Source organism: Anoxybacillus sp. PDR2 (assembly GCF_009834045.1).
GTDB classification, from domain to species: domain Bacteria; phylum Bacillota; class Bacilli; order Bacillales; family Anoxybacillaceae; genus Anoxybacteroides; species Anoxybacteroides rupiense.
This window is the reverse complement of the sequence record NZ_CP047158.1, coordinates 2671323-2690375: the sequence shown is the minus strand read 5'-3', so window position 1 is coordinate 2690375 and position 19053 is coordinate 2671323. Positions and strand designations below refer to the sequence as shown.

The 19053-nt window shown below is 43.2% G+C and carries 23 protein-coding genes and 1 riboswitch; of the genes, 16 read left to right on the top strand and 7 right to left on the bottom strand.

Features of this window, described 5'->3' with window-relative positions:
* Positions 1-65: 65 nt before the first annotated feature.
* A complete protein-coding gene (locus GRQ40_RS12965; protein ID WP_159720139.1) occupies positions 66-422 on the top strand; it encodes an MTH1187 family thiamine-binding protein in 357 nt (118 codons plus the stop codon).
* Positions 423-485: 63 nt separating this feature from the next.
* Here the strand turns inward: GRQ40_RS12965 and GRQ40_RS12960 are convergent, their stop codons facing one another.
* Both GRQ40_RS12960 and GRQ40_RS12955 read right to left on the bottom strand, forming a co-directional pair.
* Positions 486-662 carry a DUF2759 domain-containing protein gene (locus GRQ40_RS12960; RefSeq protein WP_044744516.1) on the bottom strand — a complete coding sequence of 59 codons (177 nt, stop codon included), beginning with the start codon at positions 660-662 and terminating at the stop codon, positions 486-488.
* 62 nt (positions 663-724) lie between these two features.
* Positions 725-1147 (bottom strand): hypothetical protein, encoded by a 423-nt coding sequence (locus tag GRQ40_RS12955; RefSeq protein WP_066145840.1) that lies wholly within the window; start codon positions 1145-1147, stop codon positions 725-727.
* Positions 1148-1233: 86 nt separating this feature from the next.
* Here GRQ40_RS12955 and GRQ40_RS12950 point away from each other — a divergent pair, with 86 nt between their 5' ends.
* Both GRQ40_RS12950 and GRQ40_RS12945 read left to right on the top strand, forming a co-directional pair.
* Positions 1234-1866 (top strand): MBL fold metallo-hydrolase, encoded by a 633-nt coding sequence (locus GRQ40_RS12950; protein WP_159720138.1) that lies wholly within the window; start codon positions 1234-1236, stop codon positions 1864-1866.
* A gap of 158 nt (positions 1867-2024) precedes the next feature.
* A complete protein-coding gene (locus tag GRQ40_RS12945) occupies positions 2025-3152 on the top strand; it encodes a class I SAM-dependent methyltransferase (protein ID WP_159720137.1) in 1128 nt (375 codons plus the stop codon).
* A gap of 233 nt (positions 3153-3385) precedes the next feature.
* On the opposite strand, the gene GRQ40_RS12940 is transcribed toward GRQ40_RS12945, so the two are convergent.
* Together GRQ40_RS12940 and GRQ40_RS12935 are read right to left on the bottom strand one after the other, a co-directional pair.
* Positions 3386-3628 carry a DUF2626 domain-containing protein gene (locus tag GRQ40_RS12940; protein ID WP_044744513.1) on the bottom strand — a complete coding sequence of 81 codons (243 nt, stop codon included), beginning with the start codon at positions 3626-3628 and terminating at the stop codon, positions 3386-3388.
* 138 nt (positions 3629-3766) lie between these two features.
* Positions 3767-4474 (bottom strand): helix-turn-helix transcriptional regulator, encoded by a 708-nt coding sequence (locus GRQ40_RS12935; RefSeq protein ID WP_066145834.1) that lies wholly within the window; start codon positions 4472-4474, stop codon positions 3767-3769.
* A 241-nt stretch (positions 4475-4715) separates the two neighbouring features.
* On the opposite strand from GRQ40_RS12935, the gene comGA reads away from it, so the two are divergent.
* The 9 genes from comGA (at position 4716) to GRQ40_RS12890 (ending at position 9855) form a co-directional block, all read left to right on the top strand.
* Positions 4716-5780: a competence type IV pilus ATPase ComGA gene (gene comGA / locus GRQ40_RS12930; protein WP_044744511.1), complete on the top strand. Its 1065-nt coding sequence runs from the start codon at positions 4716-4718 to the stop codon at positions 5778-5780.
* Positions 5773-6801, top strand: a complete 1029-nt coding sequence (comGB, locus tag GRQ40_RS12925; protein ID WP_066145828.1) for a competence type IV pilus assembly protein ComGB — start codon at positions 5773-5775, stop codon at positions 6799-6801. Before comGA ends, comGB begins: the two co-directional genes overlap by 8 nt.
* 17 nt (positions 6802-6818) lie before the next feature.
* A complete protein-coding gene (comGC, locus tag GRQ40_RS12920; RefSeq protein WP_080862312.1) occupies positions 6819-7115 on the top strand; it encodes a competence type IV pilus major pilin ComGC in 297 nt (98 codons plus the stop codon).
* A complete protein-coding gene (gene comGD / locus GRQ40_RS12915; RefSeq protein ID WP_066145823.1) occupies positions 7099-7545 on the top strand; it encodes a competence type IV pilus minor pilin ComGD in 447 nt (148 codons plus the stop codon). Before comGC ends, comGD begins: the two co-directional genes overlap by 17 nt.
* Complete coding sequence (gene comGE, locus GRQ40_RS12910; protein WP_159720136.1) at positions 7529-7882, top strand: competence type IV pilus minor pilin ComGE; 354 nt, start codon at positions 7529-7531, stop codon at positions 7880-7882. Before comGD ends, comGE begins: the two co-directional genes overlap by 17 nt.
* Entirely contained in the window at positions 7833-8291 is a 459-nt protein-coding gene (gene comGF, locus GRQ40_RS12905) for a competence type IV pilus minor pilin ComGF (protein WP_231734572.1), read from the top strand. The genes comGE and comGF overlap by 50 nt, the downstream gene beginning before the upstream one ends.
* Complete coding sequence (gene comGG / locus GRQ40_RS12900; protein WP_066145817.1) at positions 8288-8674, top strand: competence type IV pilus minor pilin ComGG; 387 nt, start codon at positions 8288-8290, stop codon at positions 8672-8674. The genes comGF and comGG overlap by 4 nt, the downstream gene beginning before the upstream one ends.
* A gap of 461 nt (positions 8675-9135) precedes the next feature.
* On the top strand, positions 9136-9651 hold the full coding sequence (locus tag GRQ40_RS12895; protein WP_044744504.1) for a shikimate kinase: 516 nt from the start codon (positions 9136-9138) through the stop codon (positions 9649-9651).
* A gap of 24 nt (positions 9652-9675) precedes the next feature.
* Entirely contained in the window at positions 9676-9855 is a 180-nt protein-coding gene (locus GRQ40_RS12890; RefSeq protein ID WP_044744503.1) for a YqzE family protein, read from the top strand.
* A gap of 292 nt (positions 9856-10147) precedes the next feature.
* Here GRQ40_RS12890 and GRQ40_RS12885 read toward each other — a convergent pair whose 3' ends face one another.
* Positions 10148-10942 (bottom strand): YqhG family protein, encoded by a 795-nt coding sequence (locus GRQ40_RS12885; RefSeq protein ID WP_044744502.1) that lies wholly within the window; start codon positions 10940-10942, stop codon positions 10148-10150.
* Entirely contained in the window at positions 10929-12590 is a 1662-nt protein-coding gene (locus GRQ40_RS12880; protein ID WP_369818753.1) for a DEAD/DEAH box helicase, read from the bottom strand. Before GRQ40_RS12880 ends, GRQ40_RS12885 begins: the two co-directional genes overlap by 14 nt.
* A gap of 243 nt (positions 12591-12833) precedes the next feature.
* Positions 12834-12922, top strand: a riboswitch (glycine riboswitch).
* 156 nt (positions 12923-13078) lie between these two features.
* Here GRQ40_RS12880 and gcvT point away from each other — a divergent pair.
* The 3 genes from gcvT to gcvPB are packed head-to-tail and all read left to right on the top strand — an operon-like array spanning position 13079 to position 16990.
* Positions 13079-14173, top strand: a complete 1095-nt coding sequence (gene gcvT / locus GRQ40_RS12875) for a glycine cleavage system aminomethyltransferase GcvT (RefSeq protein ID WP_159720135.1) — start codon at positions 13079-13081, stop codon at positions 14171-14173.
* 23 nt (positions 14174-14196) lie between these two features.
* Positions 14197-15543 (top strand): aminomethyl-transferring glycine dehydrogenase subunit GcvPA, encoded by a 1347-nt coding sequence (gcvPA, locus tag GRQ40_RS12870; RefSeq protein WP_159720134.1) that lies wholly within the window; start codon positions 14197-14199, stop codon positions 15541-15543.
* The gene (gene gcvPB / locus GRQ40_RS12865) at positions 15536-16990 is read left to right on the top strand and encodes an aminomethyl-transferring glycine dehydrogenase subunit GcvPB (protein ID WP_159720133.1); all 1455 of its coding nucleotides are present in this window, start codon (positions 15536-15538) and stop codon (positions 16988-16990) included. Before gcvPA ends, gcvPB begins: the two co-directional genes overlap by 8 nt.
* 610 nt (positions 16991-17600) lie before the next feature.
* Here gcvPB and GRQ40_RS12860 read toward each other — a convergent pair.
* Complete coding sequence (locus GRQ40_RS12860) at positions 17601-17924, bottom strand: rhodanese-like domain-containing protein (RefSeq protein WP_275900426.1); 324 nt, start codon at positions 17922-17924, stop codon at positions 17601-17603.
* A gap of 195 nt (positions 17925-18119) precedes the next feature.
* Here GRQ40_RS12860 and GRQ40_RS12855 point away from each other — a divergent pair, with 195 nt between their 5' ends.
* Positions 18120-18956, top strand: a complete 837-nt coding sequence (locus GRQ40_RS12855; protein WP_080862318.1) for a lipoate--protein ligase family protein — start codon at positions 18120-18122, stop codon at positions 18954-18956.
* Positions 18957-19053: the final 97 nt, after the last annotated feature.

Here is a 19053-nt window from a genome sequence, read left to right as displayed (position 1 = left end):
GAAACGAAGCTCCTCCGATTATAATTGAGGTAGAAAAAGAAACTGAGATAAAGGGAGCTAGACAAATGGCCATTGTTGATGTAACAGTAATTCCAATCGGAACGCAAGGACCAAGCGTAAGTGAGTATGTAGCTGAAATTCAAAAAGTGTTGGAAGTGTATAAACGAGAGAGAAAGATTGATTTTATGCTGACGCCAATGAATACGATCATTGAAGGGGAGCTTTCCGTATTGTTTGAAGTCATTCAAGCGATCCATGAGGTTCCATTTTCCAATGGAATTCAGCGGGTAGCGACCAATATACGAATTGATGACCGACGCGATAAAAAACGAAGCATGGCTGAAAAAGTGACAAGTGTCCGCGAAAAATTAAACGAAAATAAAAACTCAAGCCCGTCTCGTGTGGACATATCACCTGAATAGAGACCGCGTAAAAATGGTTGTAGACAAAGCCGATTTTGACTTTGTCTACAACCTGTTCTTGTTTTAATGTGTGCCCGTTGGAAATCCGTGATGAATGACGGTCATAATGGTAAACCAGCCGAATACAGCCGCTGTTCCTAAACCAAATAATAAAGCAAGTATATTCTTTTGACGCAATGAACGTACAATTCCGTAAAGCGCTAACAATGTCACAAGTGCAAAAATGATGACCAATCCCATTATACTTACCCCCTTTTCGCAAGTAAAACTGTATGTAAAGAAATGAAGAATCACTTTACATTTTAATCGTTTTTTCCCATTTTGTCGAGGTCGAAAATGTGAATAACAACATGGTAGACCGCTGCGTTTTTCACCAGCAATTCCTCATATTGCCCATCGATCCAATAGATGATGGTGCCTGTTGACTCTTGGGCAATCATGTATTCTTCAAGCTGAAGCAGAAACATGTCGATTTCCAAAGGATCGCCATCCACAATGGAAAAGGCAGTGACCAAAGATGCAAACAGGTAGAAGCGCCCATTTGCTGAGAGAAAGCCATAATCGCTAAACAACGATGTAGTGGTAGTCGGCTGTTCCAGCTCAAAAAGCGTTTCATAGCTGGAGATCAAGTTAGGGAGCTGTGAAACAATGACCCATTCCTCATCTTGATCAAGGATCGTGCTGTTTATTTGTTCGAACGGCGAAAGCGCATATCGCTTTATCATATGATTCCCTCTTCTTTTTCTTTTTATTGTAACAAATAAAGAGGTAGAGTAAAATGATGGATATAAAGAATGAAGGGAGTATGTTTATGAAATGGAACCGCATTTCGCTTGGACCACTGGAAACTAATGCCTATATTTTATCTCACTCTGATGGAACGTGCCTCATTTTTGATCCCGGAAGCGAAGGGGAGAAGCTGATCCGTTCGATTGAACAGCAAGGATGGGAGCCGTTGGCGATTTTGCTGACACATGCTCATTTTGACCATATTGGAGCGATCAATGACTTGCTAATCAGATGGAAGCTTCCGATTTATTTGCATGAGAAAGAAAAAGCTTGGCTCTCTAACCCATCATTAAATGGATCTGCCTATTTTATCGGTGAGAAGGTGCAGGTTGCACATGAGCCACATTGTTTGCAAAACGAAACAACGTTGACGATCGGCTCATTTGCCTTGGAGGTTTTGGAAACGCCAGGGCATTCACCAGGCAGTGTTTCCTACTATTGTCCTGAGATAGAAGCGGTGTTTTCGGGAGATGTATTATTTGCTGGAAGCATCGGGCGCACGGATTTACTAGGAGGAAACTATGAAGAGCTTATGCGGAGCATTCATGAGCGCTTGCTTGTTTTACCGGAAGAAACAGCGTTATTACCGGGACACGGACCGGAAACAACCATTGGAACGGAAATGGACACCAATCCATTTTTGCATGGTTTTTAAAAGGGCTTCATAAAAAAAGCCCTTCTCAATAATTGAGAAGGGACTTTGGGGGATGTTCTATCCATATAATGGGAGGGGATATAGTTAAGCTACTATCATAACAATATAATAATATTTTCACTATGTCAATAGTGAAAAACTCCAAAGGAGAAAATAAAATGTGTAATTTTTTGTTGGAGAAGCTTAAGGCATCGCCAAATCAACGAATGTCATATGCCGATTACATGAATGCAGCTTTATATGACGAACAGCATGGCTATTATATGAACGAGCGTATAAAAATTGGCCGTCATGGTGATTTTTATACGAGCAGCCATGTATCGAGTGTGTTTAGCACATTATTTGCGTCTTTATTCATTAAACTAGTGGAAACGGGGCGCATTCCTCCATGTATTTGCGAACTCGGCGGGGGAGATGGGGCTTTTGCTCGTGCTGTTTTGCAGGAATGGAAAAATCAATCACCGCATACTTACCAATCATTAACCTATATCCTTATTGAAATTAGTCCATACCAGCGAACAAGGCAAGCAGAAATACTAGGAGAATTCGCTGAAAAAGTGATACAGTACCGGCATTTTGACGATTTTTGTAAAAAGCATGCGCCGTTTTCAGGAATTATGTTTAGCAATGAATTTTTTGATGCGCTTCCTGTGCATGTGATAAAGAAAGAAAAGGGACAGATATATGAGCTGTTTGTCGCTTTGCGTGAGAATGAACTGGTAGAAGAGCCGCATATGTTGCAAAATGAACAGATTATCGTTTATTTGCAGGAACGAAATATTGTTCTAAAAGAAGGGCAACGATTGGAAGTTCCGCTTGCTATGAAATCTTTTCTATTAGAAAATGCTCATGTATTTGCGGAATGTGTGATGATTACTGTCGATTATGGCTACACCGATGAAGAATGGGCAAACCCCGCCCGTCATCAAGGAAGCTTGAGGGGGTATTATCAACATCGGCTTATCCGAGATCCTCTCGCTTATCCCGGACAAATGGATCTAACCGCCCATATCCAATGGGATGCCCTGCGAATGTATGGAAATATCGCTGGATGGGAATGGGTGCAAACCATTAGGCAGGATCGTTTCTTATTGGCGGCAGGAATATTAACACAATTAAAGGAGCATGATGGCAGCGACCCGTTTTCAGAACAAAGCAAGCGCAACCGAGCGATTCGTTCGCTGATGATGGATGAAGGGATGAGCGCATTTTTCCAAGTGATGATTCAGCAGAAAAATCTCCAAATGGATTGGGAGAAAATTTGGGTGGAGCCCAGCTTTTTATAAGTGCCGACACGCAAAAAAGCGATGGAATTCCATCGCTTCAGACTATTGACAAACGCTTTCATCCTTTGTCAAGGACCTCGTTCGTTTTGGTTTGATTCGCGTCTTCATTCGGCAGCGTTTTTTGTCTACCAAGCATGTTCAAACCAGTTTGATGTGAAACCATCACTGTCCATGAAGAGGGTGAAAATGATGATAGACAAAGCCAAGGTTGGCTTTGTCTATCATTTTGTAGGTTATTCCCCTACTCCGGGCACAAGCATAAATGTGGTCCAATACGTAAAGGCCGCGAAGAAAATCGTTAAGTATGCACCAAAAATATAGATGTACATCCGCTCTGTCAGCTTTAAGTAGCCTAACAATAAGAAGAACAGCGTTTGGCCGAAGAAAATCAAGGAAGTGGTATGCATATGGCCAAGGTAAAACATTACTGCAAAAATACCAGTCCAGAACGATAAAACACGGAACATGCGGTCCATCTTATGTATCCCTCCTTTTTGCCCTAATAGCTGCCTCTACATATTATAATGTACAGATTATAGCTGTGTAAACAGCGCTTTCAATTTTCGGAAAGAAGGCCGACCGCAGCGGATGAAACGATGGCCTTCCAAGCGCATTTATTCGCAAGCGGATGCGAATTCTGCGCGATAAGAGCAGGAATCGCATCCGTTTGCCATATTATCAAGTTCGATTAGCTCCACGTTATCAAAAAGCGCTTCAAACATGCCGCGCAAAAAAGCATGATGCATGCCACAGACCGTTTGTGGATGATGCAAAGCGATCTCTTTAAATGGACAGTTAAAAATTTGAAAATAAATTTTCTGCGTTGTTTCGTTATAATCAAACGAAGGATAAAATCCAGCGGCTTCAGCCGCTTCTTTTAAAAGCTGAACTTTTTCGGCAAATGATAAATGGGCGATTGGCCGATCATGTGGAAAGCGTTGCTGAACCATCTCTTTTCCAAAGTTTTTTCCTGTTTCATATAGCGCCTGTTTCCCCTGTTCCCCTAATGACATCATTGTCTGAATCGCGATTTTGGCAAGCAGCTGATAATCGCGAAACGGGAAATGCAGATGAATCACATCCTCCGACAAACGGTATAGCCGGCTTGGACGTCCTCCTTTTCCAGTCTTTTGCGTCTCCGAAACAAGCATGTTCACATCTTCCAGCTTTGTTAAATGAAGCCGTGCCACATTTGGATGGATGCTGAACACCTCTGCAATTTCCTGAACGGACACTTCTTTGTGTTTTTTCGTAATGTATTCATAGATATGATACCGGGTTGGATCAGCTAATACATTTGTAATTTTTAAAACTTGATCCATGGTTATTCACTCCTACACAATCGGATGCTATTTCTATTATATTACATTTAATTTTCCATTGGAATGATATTTATAGTAATTAATGGTCTTATTGATGCAAAATTCATAAATTATTCACGATTTTGCTTCCACATCAATCAAAGGATGAAAAAATTTTTTAGATGAAGATGCAGGAATTTGTAGAAAAATGGAGAATTTATAATTTGGTGCTGATTCTATCTAAGAGAAAAGGGGTGAATGGATGAACGAAATTGAACAATTAGCGGATCGTCTCGTAAAAGAGGCGAGCGAAATCGGTGCCTCAGATATTCATATCGTTCCAAGACGAGATGATGCCCTCATCCAGTTCCGCATGGATGGAGCGCTCGTTGTGAAGGGCATGCTGGAAAAGGGGTTATACGAGCGGCTGCTTGTTTATTTTAAGTTTTTGGCGGATATGGATATTGGAGAGCGGCGTCGCCCGCAAAGCGGAGCCATGGAAATCACTCAAAACGGAGTTCATGTCAGCTTGCGCTTATCTACGCTTCCGACGCTTTATGATGAAAGCCTCGTGATTCGTCTCCTTCCTCACAACTCACTTCTTCCTCTTTCACATCTTGCTTTATTTCCAAGCACAACGCGAATATTGCTGTCGCTTTTGCATCATTCCCACGGTTTGCTTATTTTTACGGGACCGACCGGTTCAGGAAAGACGACCACTTTATATACGCTGTTAGCAGCATGTCAGAAAAAGTGGCCGCGCAATGTCATTACCTTGGAAGATCCTGTGGAAAAACGGATCGAAAATATGTTGCAAGTTCAGGTCAATGAAAAGGCGGGGATCACGTATGCAACAGGGCTAAAGGCGATTTTGCGCCATGATCCCGATGTCGTGATCGTCGGCGAAATCCGCGATGAAGAAACGGCGAAAATCGCGGTACGCGCCGCTTTGACAGGACATTTAATCTTATCGACGATGCATACAAAAAATGCTATCGGTGCGATTTATCGCTTATTGGAGTTTGGCGTTTCTTGGCGGGAAATCGAACAAACGATGCTGGCTGTGACAGCCCAACGCCTTGTTGAACTGATGTGCCCATTTTGCAAAGAAGCGTGTTCGGCTTTTTGCCGCCGGCAAAGGAAGATCAGACGAGCGGCCGTTTACGAATGTTTGCATGGAGAGGCGCTGGCAAGAGCGATTCAAGCGGCAAGAGGCGAAGAGGTGGAGTATCGGTATCGCACGCTGCAGCACATGATGAAAAAAGGAGTGGCGCTCGGCTTTTTATCACCTTCCGTTTTCAAAAGAGAGATGATAGAAGATGCGTAAAAAAACATGGCCGCTTCAAGAGCAGGGACAATTTTTATGGCGGTTAGGTCAGCTTCTTGAAAAAGGCTACTCCTTATCTCAGGCGATAGAATTTTTAGAAATCCAGCAGCCCGTTTTGCGCCGTCGCGATTTGCAGCACGCTCTTTCCCTTCTTCGCTCCGGTTTCGCTTTTTATAAAGTGCTAGAAGCTCTTTCTTTTCATTCGGAAGCGGTAGGATCGATCTTTTTCGCTGAACAGCACGGAGATTTAGCTCAAGGACTGGCGGAAGCAGGGAAATTACTGCTCAGCAGGGCGCGCTATTGGCAACGAATTCGCAAAGCAGCTCGCTATCCTCTTTTTCTTCTTTGTGCGGTTGCGATCATGCTTGCCTTTATTCAGCAATTGCTTCTTCCGCAATTTGTGCAGTTGTCATCCTCTTTGGATTCTCATCGCTTTTCGTTTTCCCAAATCATTCTTCAGCTTTTTTCGATTTTCCCCTCTGTTTTCACTGCTCTTTCATTTCTTATTGGCGCAGCGATAGCCGGTTACTATTTTTGGCTGAAAAAGCTGCCTCCGATCGAACAAATCAAAATATATCTTCGCATCCCTTTTGTTCGTCATCTTTCCATGTTATATCACACCCATCTATTTGCTTTGCAGTTCAGTCATTTATTAAACAGCGGCTTATCTGTCTATGAAGCGCTTCAAGTATTTGAAAAGCAAGAAAATGTTCCATTTTTGAGAGCCGAAGGCGCAGCGTTGAAAGAACAGCTGGTTAAAGGACAACGATTAGAGGAGATGATTGGCAGCCGATCTTATTACGAGAAGGAATTAGGGCTTGTCATTCGTCACGGTCAATCCAATGGCGAGCTGGCGATGGAGCTGTTCCATTATAGCCGGCTAGTGCTCGAAAAGCTGGAAGAGAAACTTGAAAAATGGACACGTACGATTCAGCCGATCCTCTTTTCGTTTATTGGGCTACTCATCGTTTTGATGTATTTATCGATTTTGCTGCCGATGTTTGAAGCGATGAATAAGTGAAAAAGGAGGAACCGATGATGCAAGAAAAAGGATTCACATTGATCGAGATGCTTATCGTTTTGATGGTGATTTCAGTTTTATTGCTTATTGCCATTCCCAATATCGTCAAGCATAACCAAATGATTAACGATAAAGGATGCGAAGCATTTGTTAAAACCGTGCAAGCACAGGTTAAGGCCTATCAGATGGAGCATGATACACTTCCAACTATCCGACAGCTTGTTGATGGAAATTATATTAAATCGAATAAATGCCCTAACGGCCGCACCATTTATATCGATAGCAGCGGGGAAGTGCATGAGGGTGAGAAATAAACGCGGGTTTACCCTAATCGAGCTGCTCGTTGTTTTAACGGTTATCGGCGTTCTTACAGCGGTCTGTATCCCGCATATGGATCAATTTTTGCAGGCTAGTGAGGAGAAATACGTGATTGAGCAGCTGACAGATGATTTGTTGTATGCACAGCAATATGCACTTACTCATAAAACAGCTGTAATGCTCATCTTTTATAATGGTCAAAGGAAATATCGGATTACAGAAAGCTATACATTCGGAAGGACGTTGATTGAACGCCAACTTCCTTCGTCATGGATGATTGAGCTGGCAACCTTGCAAAGCCCCCTTTCTTTTTTGCCGAACGGAAATGTAAACAAATCAGGCACCGTCTTTTTTAAAAAGGGGTCATCCGTTTATAAAGTTGTATTTTTACTTGGAAAAGGGAGATTTTATGCACAAAAGCTGTAAAGGATTTACCTTAGTAGAAACCGTTATAGCGCTGTCTCTTTTATTGTTTGTTACGGCTATCTTGCTACCAGCTATTACTCAAGTGATGATGGAGCGGCAAAATCAAGCATTAAAGAGCCATGCCCAGCAGCTGCTGAACAAAGAAATGGGAAATCAGGAGTCAGTAATAGAAAAAGCCGTTGTGGTTGAAGGTGTAGAATACAAGGTTTTGCGAAGTCAGAACGAAAATGGAGTGATGAAAATCTGCATTCAATGGCATGATTATATGGGAAGGAAGGCGGAAAGATGTGGATATTACAAAAACAGTGAGACAAAGTCGCGGCTTTACGATTATTGAGATGCTCATTGTGCTATCTGTTGTTTTGTTGATTGTTAGCTTTTTTCCAATATTGTTGGATATTCGTTGGCTGCGGACAGAGAAGCAGCCACAGTTTAATCGTTTGGAATGGCAAGTACTTCTTCAGCAATTAAAGCAAGAGGTGCGCGAGTCTCGACAGATTGCGAGCGATGGAGAAAAGCTGTATCTGTATAAGCGGGGAGGAGAAGAGGTTTGTTTGGAACAATATGGCTCGTTTATCCGTCGGCGAGTAAATGGTCAAGGGAATGAAATTGTCCTCCAATCTATTTCTAGCATTCAGTACAAATTGGAGGAAAATGGTGTAGAAGTAGTGGTAATAGCGAACGACGGAAAACGTTATTCAGCGTTTATTTCTACATTTTTCCCAATAAAGGTGAAGCGGCTGTGAGAAATGAAAAAGGAATGATTTTTCCGATGACCGTCATGTTTTCATGTGTCTTTCTCTTTTGTCTGCTTCATGTGCTGTGTTTATATGAAATGGAGCTGGAATTTGCTAAAGATGAGCAACAATCGTATGAGGCGGATTCATTAATGCAAATGGCTGTTGCCGACATCAAAGCGAGCATTGCATCCCATGTGCCGACTCAACAGACAAACAACGGAATGTTTGTTTACCCTAATGGCAGAGCGGAATATAGCTGGCAGCAATTAAGCAACGATCAAGTTAAAGCAAAAGTTTCTGTTTTTTCCAATGAAGGGGTTCGCTATACGGCTGAATTTACAGTCTCTTTCCCCAATTTGGAGCTTCTTGAGTGGAAAGAAAGCTTTTGATAGGACATATTTGGTGATGTCGGCTAAACACATGCAGCCTTCTACTTTAACACCATCTACCGAGAAGTCTCCCACCCCCAAACGAAGGGAAGGTGGGGGAAGCCTCATGATCGATCTTTCGGGGTATCAAGCTACCATCATTAAAAAATAGGATGTCCCAACAAATGGCCGCGATGAACAGCATTTAGCTTTTTATCGTCGGAGCGTCATATCGAGTGACCATTGGTTTTGCAGAGGCAGGCATCCAACTGTGAACCGCTTCAAAGACTGATTCGTCGATCGAAAGCGAGCGCAGTTTGGATCTTGGCCATATGAATCCGTCATTGTCGTCTATTGATTTTTCAAAGACCATTCGTTCTAGTTCAAGCGGCATTTAGCGTAGCAAACGAACAAGAGGGGAGTTCACCATTCAGCGATGATGTGGTATGTTTGAGAAAAAGCGAAAGAAAAGGAGACGAACGATGCAACGAATTTATTTGACCGGTTTTATGGGAGCTGGAAAAACCACGATCGGCCAATGCTTAGCTAAGCGATTAGGCCTTTCGATGATCGATACAGACGAATACATTGAAGAGCAGATCGGAAAAACGATTAAGCGCATTTTTGCGGAAGAAGGGGAGGCGGCATTTCGGCAATATGAAAGGGAGTTTTTGCGCGCCTTGCCTCTTGATAAGATCATTGTGACAACAGGGGGCGGCATTGTCATTCAAAAGGAAAATCGTGATTGGATGAAGCGGACAGGAACGGTAATTTATTTGCATTGTGAGTTTGCCGAGCTCTTGAAAAGGTTGGAGCATGATGATACGCGCCCGCTTCTTTCCCAGCACCACCGTCAAGGTTTAGAAGAGCTGTGGCAGCAGCGTTTGCCGTATTATCAAGAAGCGGATTGGATCATTGATACGACGGGACAAAGCATTGAACAAATTGTGGATGAAATCACGAAAATGATTAAAAACGATCCGCCATGGAAATACTAATAGCCAAAAAAAGGCGGTGTGAGAATGTCTGCCAATGACTATGTTCGATTTGTTACTCAACAACTGGTGCGCTACATGGATCAGCCAAAGGAAGAACGGAAAAAAAGACGGGAAGAGCGAAAGCAAGGAAAGGAGCCGATTTTATATCGCTTATTTGGAATGATTCCTCTTTCCCTTAAACTTCTTTGGCGAAGAAAATCATAGCGAGAAAAATGCTCGATTGCGAAGTGACTCATATGGTAGACGAAAGAAGTATCATATAGATGTAACTTACCATCTTAATATTTGCCATGATATGAAACCGTTTGTTCACAGCCTAAGAGCTCAGATATCAAATCTGAGCTCTATTTTCTTAAAAAAGCCATCTTTTTTGGAGGTATATTCCGCATTCACACGACAAAGAAAAAAGCGGTGATTTTTTCAAATGCTGAAACGGTTTCCTCCTTTTTTTCTGATTCTGCTTGCTCTATCTTTAAGTTGAATGAAGAGCGTCAAGTTAAGCCGTGCGCGGTTGCAAATAAAACAGCCCTCCGTTAATAATAGAAACGGTAATTTTTGGCTTATATTGCTCCTCAAGCGCTTCTTCCTCAATATAGTAGCACTCCGGTTTTTCCGCTATATCTTCATAAAAATGGTCCAAAAGCGCCTTATCCTCTTGCCAACGTGCGATCGCTTCTTCTGCCCATGTATGATCGTCTTGGTCAATGATTCGTTTGACGTATTGCTCTAATCTTCCAATGCCGCTGCTTGGTTTAATAATGGGCGAAATGGTGAAGCAATAGTCAGGAATTTTAGGAGTCAGCGCAAGACGCTGCAGCTTCTCGTGAAATTGTTCGACAATCGCCCCGCTGATTAAATGTAAGCCAAGAGATAAAAATTGGTCTTTTTTTCGATCGCATTGATAGGAGATCCTCATATTTAAACCAAGCCAAGGATGGAGCGGAATAGAAGATGGCCCGATTGCTTGTGCCTGTTCATAAAGACGAATATAGCTGCCGCGGCGCTGCGCCGACTGAAAAATTTGATGAAGTCTAGGTGATCCGAAATGAAGCCGCTCTCCTGTGAGCGAGCGGGTTTGCTCATTTTGCTTCGTAATAAGCGTTAGCTTCATCGGTGCTGGCGTGCCGCCTGTCCGCTCAATATAATGCCAATAAAAGGGGCGGTTCATCAGTTCTTTATCTAATTCGACGGATAGCTGGACTGTGAGATGGCCGTCCGTTTCTTCCACAATGCTGCAATCGTTGGTTTGAAAATAGCGTTTCAGAAACTGTTGAATGTCATTTTGCTGCATAGTGCTCCCCCTTTGTTAGTTGATCAGCCAAATCAATCATAGAAGTTAGATTTTCCATTTTGATTTGCATTTCCCGTTCATTGTGTGAATGAAAGAATATATCATGCAAATAATTTTCTAGGTTATTCATATTCATTCTAGTTAAAATATCGTCTAATTCACCAACCACTCGTTCAAATAAGCGGATTTTGTCATAAAGAAGCTTTAAAATATGCTCTTCTACTGTATTTCTAACAGCGAAATTGTAAATGTGAACATCCTTTGTTTGCCCTAGACGATGCACACGTCCAATTCGCTGCTCGAGGCGCATTGGATTCCAAGGCAAATCGTAGTTAATGACATGATGACAAAACTGCAAATTGATTCCTTCGCCTCCAGCTTCAGTTGCAATAAGAACTTGGACACGATTTTTAAACAGTTCTTTCATCCAGTCTTTTTTGCCGCGTTTAAATCCTCCGCGAAAGGGAACAGAAGAAATGCCGTTTTGCTGTAAAAACCATTGTAAGTACAATTGGGTCGCTCGATATTCGGTGAAAATAATGACTTTGTCATCAATGCGGCGAATGAGTTCCAAAGCTTTTTCGGCCTTGGAATTGGCAGTGACAGCATTGATTTTTTCCATTAGTGCTTGAAAATATGAAGGGATATTTCCTTCGTATTTGTTGATCATGTTTTTAAGGGTGAAAAACAGGGCTTCGCGGCTGCTACAAGCTTCACGAAGCATCGTGATGAGCGAAAACTGACTGTTAAGCATAGCGCCATTAGATTTCAGCATTTGTACAGCTTCGTATAGTTCGCGCTCTTCTTTTGAAAAGTCAATCATGACGGTTTCGACATGGCGCTTCGACCATTCAATGCCGGTATTGGCACGCCGGTTTCGGATCATTACTTTATTTACAAGCGCTTTTAAATGCTCATCTGTCTGTAATGACCGCTCTTTTCCATATGTTTCAGCAAAGTAAGTGGCATTTCCTAAATGTCCAGGCTTCAACAATGAAACAAGATGGAAAATTTCCTCTATCCGATTTTGGATAGGAGTAGCCGTTAATAATAAACAAAACTTCTTTTTTAAATTTTGGACAAACTCGTAATTTTTTGTTTTATTATTTTTTAACTTGTGCGCTTCATCGATAATGACCATATCATATTGCTGCTCGTAAATGATGTCGCGGTGAGGACTTCTTTTGGCTGTATCGATCGATGACACAACGACATCACATTGTTCCCAAACGTAACTCTTTTTTTGCGGGACGGCAGGGATGAAGAACTTTTCGTTTAATTCCATCGCCCATTGGGAAACGAGGGATGCCGGAACGAGGATGAGCACTTTTTTTACTAATCCTCGAATCATATACTCTTTTAAAATCAAACCCGCTTCGATCGTTTTTCCAAGTCCTACTTCATCCGCCAAAATTGCTTTGCCGTTCATTTGTTCAACCACCTGCTTTGCAACCTCCAACTGATGCGGCAAAGGAGTGAGATGAGGCAGATGTTTAGGAGCTTGCAAGCCATCAAACTCTGGAATGAGCAGATGCTCAGCAGCTTCTAATGCCAGCTGGTACATCTCCCAGCTAGCCCAAGGCCCATCCTTTTCGATTCGTTCCACAAATGATTCTTGCCAAGATGAATCAAATTCGATTTCGATCATCATTATCTTCTCCTTTAATAACGAACATTTTTATTTATGAAACATTGAATATGCGGTTAATTGTTAATTATTTACTTGGTTACGAAATAAAAAGTTCGGTTATTTTTCTTGTTTTTCAGCGAATTTTTATTGCTCTTATGCGCATGTTAATGGTAGTATAATAATAAATTAGAAAGTTAAAAAAATTATTTTCCTGCTTTTCCTATAGTTTGACCATTTTTATCGAATTTTATATACCGGCGAATGAGAGCAAGGGGAGAGACTACAAATTGTAGCGCCGAAGGAGCAAGTGGCAACACGAATCTCTCAGGCAAAAGAACTCTTGCTTGACGCAGCTCTGGAGAGTGTTCACTCATGTGAACCACCCAAGGGGAAACCTGTGTTTAAACGCGGGGAAACTTTCAGGTGAAAGGACAGAGACTTCTTTGCATTTTTATATGTGGGAGTCGTCTGTCCTTTTTTATGTATTTTAAGACAGGAGGTTCTATATGCTAAGACGCACACCTTTATTTTTTGTGTATGCCGAATACGGGGCAAAAACGATTGATTTTGGCGGTTGGGAGCTGCCTGTTCAATTCTCAAGCATTAAAGAAGAACATGAAGCCGTTCGTACACGCGCGGGATTATTTGATGTATCGCACATGGGTGAATTTGAGGTGAAGGGAAAAGATAGCCTTGCCTTTTTACAAAAAATGATGACAAACGACGTTTCGAAATTAGCAGACGGCCGGGCACAATATACGCTTATGTGCTATGAAAATGGCGGTGCGGTCGATGATTTGCTTATTTATAAGAAAGCGGACGACCATTATCTTCTCGTGGTTAATGCTGCAAACATCGAAAAGGATTTTCATTGGCTCCATGAACACCTTTTCGGCGATGTAGAACTTGTGAATATTTCCGATGAAATCGCACAGCTTGCTTTGCAAGGACCGCTTGCTGAGCGTGTACTGCAAAAATTAACGACTATTGATTTATCTGCGCTGAGATTTTTCGGCTTCCAAGATGATGTTGATTTACAGGGGGTAAAGGCCCTTGTGTCCCGTACAGGGTATACAGGTGAAGATGGTTTTGAAATTTATTGTCGCGCAGAAGATGCGGTGACGCTTTGGCATGGGATTTTAGAAGCTGGAAAAGGGGAAGGGGTGCTTCCGTGCGGTCTCGGTGCGCGCGATACGCTTCGATTTGAAGCATGCCTGCCGCTTTACGGCCAAGAGCTGTCTAAAGACATCACGCCTATTGAAGCAGGACTCGGTTTCGCTGTGAAAACGAATAAGGAAGTCGACTTTTTTGGAAAAAGTACATTGCAGCAACAAAAAGAAGCAGGAACGAGCCGAAAGCTTATCGGCATTGAAATGATTGATAAAGGCATTCCGCGCCATGGGTATGACGTGTTTTCAGAAGGAGAATGGATCGGGATTGTAACAACAGGAACACAATCGCCGACATTGAAGAAAAATATTGGCTTGGCGCTGATTCGAACAGAATGGGCTGATGTAGATACGGTGGTAGAGGTCGATATTCGCGGGAAACGCTTAAAAGCGAAGGTCGTCGCTACACCATTTTATAAACGAGCAAAATAGATCAAAAGAGGAGAGAGGATTTTATGCTTCATCGTTATTTGCCAATGACCGAAGACGACAAACAACAAATGCTAAAAGCCATTGGTGTCGAGTCGATTGATGAACTGTTCTCCGATATCCCAGAGAGCGTCCGCTTTAAGGGAGAGTATCGGATTAAGCAAGCAAAGTCAGAGCCGGAACTAATGAAAGAGCTGGCAGCGCTTGCAGCCAAAAATGCTGATCTTAAAAGTTACACTTCGTTTCTTGGTGCAGGTGTATACGACCATTACATTCCAGTTGTTGTTGATCATGTGATCTCCCGCTCTGAATTTTATACGGCATACACGCCGTATCAGCCGGAAATTTCCCAAGGGGAGCTGCAAGCCATTTTTGAATTCCAAACGATGATTTGTGAGTTAACGGGAATGGATGTGGCCAACTCGTCGATGTATGACGGTGGAACCGCGTTAGCTGAAGCAGCCTTATTAAGCGCAGCTCACACCAAAAAGAAGAAAGTCTTGCTGTCAAAAGCTGTTCATCCGGAATACCGAGATGTCGTTAACACATACGCAAAAGGTCCGGGGCTTGAAGTTGTTGAAATTCCGCTGCAAAATGGCGTGACGGATTTAGAAACGCTAAAAAAGGAAATGAACGATGATGTCGCCTGCGTCATTGTGCAATATCCGAACTTTTTTGGCCAAATTGAGCCATTAAAGGAAATGGAGCCGATTGCTCATTCAGGAAAAGGAATGCTGGTTGTAGCAAGCAATCCGCTTGCGTTAGGGGGATTGACACCTCCAGGAGCGTTTGGCGCTGATATTGTTGTTGGAGATGCGCAGCCTTTCGGAATCCCAGCTCAATTCGGGGGACCGCACTGCGGTTATTTCGCGGTCAAATCAGCGTTGATGCGAAAAATACCTGGGCGCCTTGTCGGGCAAACGACAGATGAAGAAGGTCGCCGCGGCTTCGTGTTGACGTTGCAAGCGCGCGAACAGCACATTCGCCGCGATAAAGCGACTTCTAACATTTGCTCGAATCAAGCGTTGAATGCGCTAGCAGCCTCTGTAGCGATGACAGCGCTTGGCAAACAGGGAGTCAAAGAAATGGCGTTGATGAATATTCAAAAAGCGCATTATGCCAAAAATGCCTTTGTTGAACGCGGCTTTACAGTGCCATTTACGGGCCCATTCTTTAACGAGTTTGTAATCAAGGTAAATAAACCAGTGAGGGAAGTCAATCAACGGCTGCTTGAAAAAGGCATCATCGGCGGCTACGACCTTGGACGCGATTATCCAGAACTAGAAAATCACATGCTTGTGGCGGTCACAGAGTTGCGGACAAAAGAAGAAATCGACATGCTTGTGAAGGAATTGGGGGATTGTCATGCATAAAGATCAACCGCTTATTTTTGAATTAAGCAAACCGGGACGAATTGGTTACAGCTTACCGGAGTTGGATGTTCCTGCAGTAGATGTTGCTGAAGTGATTCCAAGCGATTATATTCGCATGGAGGCAGCGGAGCTTCCTGAGGTGTCGGAGCTTGATATTATGCGTCATTACACTGCCTTATCGAAACGCAACCATGGCGTGGATTCCGGCTTTTATCCGCTTGGATCTTGCACGATGAAATATAACCCGAAAATTAACGAAAACGTGGCGCGGCTTGCCGGCTTTGCCCATCTTCACCCGCTTCAGCCGGAGGAGACGGTGCAAGGGGCACTTGAACTTATGTATGATTTGCAAGAGCATCTAAAAGAAATCACTGGAATGGACGCGGTGACGCTGCAGCCAGCAGCGGGAGCGCATGGAGAATGGACAGGGCTGATGATGATTCGCGCGTATCATGAAGCAAACGGCGATTTCAACCGCACGAAAGTGATTGTTCCGGACACCGCGCACGGAACGAACCCGGCGTCGGCGACGGTTGCTGGATTTGAAACGGTCACCGTTAAATCGACGGAGGAAGGGCTTGTCGATTTAGAAGATTTAAAACGGGTAGTTGGCCCGGATACAGCGGCATTGATGCTGACAAATCCGAACACGTTAGGTCTTTTTGAAGAGAATATTTTAGAGATGGCGGAAATTGTGCACAGCGCTGGCGGTAAATTATATTATGACGGCGCCAATTTGAATGCGGTATTAAGTAAAGCAAGACCTGGGGATATGGGCTTTGATGTTGTGCATTTAAATCTTCACAAAACATTTACCGGCCCTCACGGCGGCGGTGGACCTGGTTCAGGACCAGTAGGCGTCAAAGCAGATTTCATTCCATTTTTGCCAAAGCCGACCGTTGAAAAGGGAGAAAACGGCTACTACTTTGATTACGATAGACCGCAGGCGATCGGCCGCGTCAAGCCGTTTTACGGAAACTTTGGCATCAACGTCCGCGCTTATACGTATATTCGTTCGATGGGGCCAGACGGCTTAAAAGCGGTGACCGAATACGCTGTATTAAATGCGAATTACATGATGCGCCGCTTGGCAGAATATTATGATTTGCCATATGATCGCCATTGCAAGCACGAGTTTGTTTTATCAGGCAAACGCCAGAAGAAGCTCGGTGTCCGCACGCTTGATATCGCAAAACGTCTGCTGGATTTTGGCTATCATCCGCCGACCATTTACTTCCCATTGATCGTTGAGGAATGTATGATGATTGAACCGACGGAAACCGAATCCAAAGAAACGCTTGATGCGTTTATTGATGCGATGATTCAAATTGCGAAAGAAGCAGCAGAAACGCCAGAAATTGTGCAAGAAGCGCCTCATACAACTGTTGTGAAGCGTCTTGATGAAACCACAGCAGCACGAAAGCCGATTTTACGCTATCAGAAATAAAAGAGAGAAGGTTATTTTGCTTTATACAGACCGACTTGGAAACGATTGGCAGTGAAGAAACGCAGCCGAGCGAAGCCAGTGACACAAGGTACCCCCGTTGGTTAACAATCTAAAAGAGCAGGCGCATGCCTGCTCTTTTAGGTGTATATGGTTGCTTTTTTCTAAAAGCCATTAGGGCTGCAAAACGATTCTTATACTTTTCAATCAATGAATAGAGTCGATCAAGTGATCTACTTAGTCTCTGCTATATATAAGTGATGAATAATTTCGATTCACTTGTGGATGATATTTACCCAACGAGAAGATCGAGCATATGGTCGATTCAAAAGCAGGATCGACGGTCAAAGACAATCAGTGGATTGGTTAAGTCACACTAAAGCGTGACCTGAAGGCGCTGTTGTTTCATCGCCCAGTCGCCTGCTTATTTGAGGGGGATATTGTGACACAGGCAATGAAATTTGTATCGTGAACGGTCAGTGCCACTAAATGGCGCTGTTAAAATGGAAAGAGTATGGATGGCCTAATTCAAAAGGGGGGAAGAAGGGCGCAACGGGAGCTGTTGTTTGCATGCGAAAGTAAAAAGGGTGACAAAAAACAGTCTGTCACCCGATCAAGCTTTTTTCTTCACTTTTCCCGTCCATGTTTTAAAGCCACCTTTTAAGTGGTAAAGATCGCGGTAGCCTTTGCGGTAAAGCATTTGTGCTGCTCTTCCACTACGCAGCCCGCTTTGGCAATATAAATAAATAGGCTGATCCTTTCGCAATTCCTTCATTCGCATTCGCATTTGCGTTAGCGGGATATTGCGCGCCCCTAAAATGTGCCCAGACGCATATTCATCTGCTTCACGTACATCGATCAGCTGCGCTTTGCGGTAGCCTGCACGAAACTCTTCTTCTGTTAGCGCTTTTACCATTCTGCGCTGCATAAAGTACATGGTTACTGAATAGACGATGATGGCGCCAAGCAAAATCCATATCCACTGCACGAGCAGAAAGCCCCCTTTTCCTCAACTTTCGACAACTTCTATTATATAGATGTCGAGCCTATGACGCAAAGTATTTTCACTTTTCTTTGCTTCTTTTGTTTGTTAAACTTATAAGCGCAAATAAGGAAAAAAGAAGGGTTGAAAATGGGAAAAGAAAGATGGCGATTTATCGATTCTGGAGATTGTTCTCCAGCGTTTAATATGGCTTTAGACGAAGCGCTGCTTGAGTGGCACAGCGAAGGCAAAATTCCGCCGACCGTTCGTTTTTATGGCTGGAATCCGCCGACGCTGTCGGTTGGTTATTTCCAAAAAGTTGAAAAAGAAATCGATATGGATGCAGTACGAAAAAACGGCCTAGGCTTTATCAGAAGGCCGACAGGTGGACGAGGAGTGCTTCACGACAAAGAGCTCACCTATAGCGTCATTGTGTCTGAAGCGCATCCAGCTATGCCGGAAACGGTGACAGAGGCATATCGCGTCATTTCGCAAGGAATTTTAGAAGGATTCCGTTTGCTAGGGCTTGACGCTTACTTTGCTGTCCCAAAAACGGAGGAAGAAAAGGCTAGTTTAAAAAATCCGCGCTCCGCTGTCTGCTTTGATGCTCCATCCTGGTACGAGCTTGTGGTGGAAGGAAGAAAAGTGGCTGGAAGTGCACAAACAAGACAAAAAGGAGTTATTTTGCAGCATGGCTCGATTTTGCTTGATTTAGATGAAGATTTGCTATTTAGCTTATTCAAGTATCCGAACGAGCGAGTCAAAGCTCGCCTGCAGAAAAATTTTAAAAATAAAGCGGTAGCTATTAATGAGCTCACCGATCGAAAAGTGACGATTTCGGAAGCAAAGGAAGCGTTTTATCAAGGATTTGAAAACGGCCTTGATATCATTTTGGAGCCATACACGCTATCAGAAGCGGAAATTGAGTATGTCAACGAACTCGCTAGAAAAAAATATGAGAGCGACGAATGGAATTTTAAGCGATAAACGCGGGCGACCACCGCGTTTTTCCGTTTTTTTATAAAGGCAACTGGCAAAATGTTTCGTTTATCAGCAAAATGGCTTGAATTTTAACGATTTTCTT

Excerpts from the sequence above, each read along its gene's own strand:
- GRQ40_RS12965 (WP_159720139.1), top strand. The coding sequence starts at position 66 with ATGGCCATTGTTGATGTAACAGTAATTCCAATCGGAACGCAAGGACCA.
- GRQ40_RS12960 (WP_044744516.1), bottom strand. The coding sequence starts at position 662 with ATGGGATTGGTCATCATTTTTGCACTTGTGACATTGTTAGCGCTTTAC.
- GRQ40_RS12955 (WP_066145840.1), bottom strand. The coding sequence starts at position 1,147 with ATGATAAAGCGATATGCGCTTTCGCCGTTCGAACAAATAAACAGCACG.
- GRQ40_RS12950 (WP_159720138.1), top strand. The coding sequence starts at position 1,234 with ATGAAATGGAACCGCATTTCGCTTGGACCACTGGAAACTAATGCCTAT.
- GRQ40_RS12945 (WP_159720137.1), top strand. The coding sequence starts at position 2,025 with ATGTGTAATTTTTTGTTGGAGAAGCTTAAGGCATCGCCAAATCAACGA.
- GRQ40_RS12940 (WP_044744513.1), bottom strand. The coding sequence starts at position 3,628 with ATGGACCGCATGTTCCGTGTTTTATCGTTCTGGACTGGTATTTTTGCA.
- GRQ40_RS12935 (WP_066145834.1), bottom strand. The coding sequence starts at position 4,474 with ATGGATCAAGTTTTAAAAATTACAAATGTATTAGCTGATCCAACCCGG.
- comGA (WP_044744511.1), top strand. The coding sequence starts at position 4,716 with ATGAACGAAATTGAACAATTAGCGGATCGTCTCGTAAAAGAGGCGAGC.
- comGB (WP_066145828.1), top strand. The coding sequence starts at position 5,773 with ATGCGTAAAAAAACATGGCCGCTTCAAGAGCAGGGACAATTTTTATGG.
- comGC (WP_080862312.1), top strand. The coding sequence starts at position 6,819 with ATGCAAGAAAAAGGATTCACATTGATCGAGATGCTTATCGTTTTGATG.
- comGD (WP_066145823.1), top strand. The coding sequence starts at position 7,099 with ATGAGGGTGAGAAATAAACGCGGGTTTACCCTAATCGAGCTGCTCGTT.
- comGE (WP_159720136.1), top strand. The coding sequence starts at position 7,529 with ATGCACAAAAGCTGTAAAGGATTTACCTTAGTAGAAACCGTTATAGCG.
- GRQ40_RS12895 (WP_044744504.1), top strand. The coding sequence starts at position 9,136 with ATGCAACGAATTTATTTGACCGGTTTTATGGGAGCTGGAAAAACCACG.
- GRQ40_RS12890 (WP_044744503.1), top strand. The coding sequence starts at position 9,676 with ATGTCTGCCAATGACTATGTTCGATTTGTTACTCAACAACTGGTGCGC.
- GRQ40_RS12885 (WP_044744502.1), bottom strand. The coding sequence starts at position 10,942 with ATGCAGCAAAATGACATTCAACAGTTTCTGAAACGCTATTTTCAAACC.
- GRQ40_RS12880 (WP_369818753.1), bottom strand. The coding sequence starts at position 12,590 with ATGATCGAAATCGAATTTGATTCATCTTGGCAAGAATCATTTGTGGAA.
- gcvT (WP_159720135.1), top strand. The coding sequence starts at position 13,079 with ATGCTAAGACGCACACCTTTATTTTTTGTGTATGCCGAATACGGGGCA.
- gcvPA (WP_159720134.1), top strand. The coding sequence starts at position 14,197 with ATGCTTCATCGTTATTTGCCAATGACCGAAGACGACAAACAACAAATG.
- gcvPB (WP_159720133.1), top strand. The coding sequence starts at position 15,536 with ATGCATAAAGATCAACCGCTTATTTTTGAATTAAGCAAACCGGGACGA.
- GRQ40_RS12860 (WP_275900426.1), bottom strand. The coding sequence starts at position 17,924 with ATGTACTTTATGCAGCGCAGAATGGTAAAAGCGCTAACAGAAGAAGAG.
- GRQ40_RS12855 (WP_080862318.1), top strand. The coding sequence starts at position 18,120 with ATGGGAAAAGAAAGATGGCGATTTATCGATTCTGGAGATTGTTCTCCA.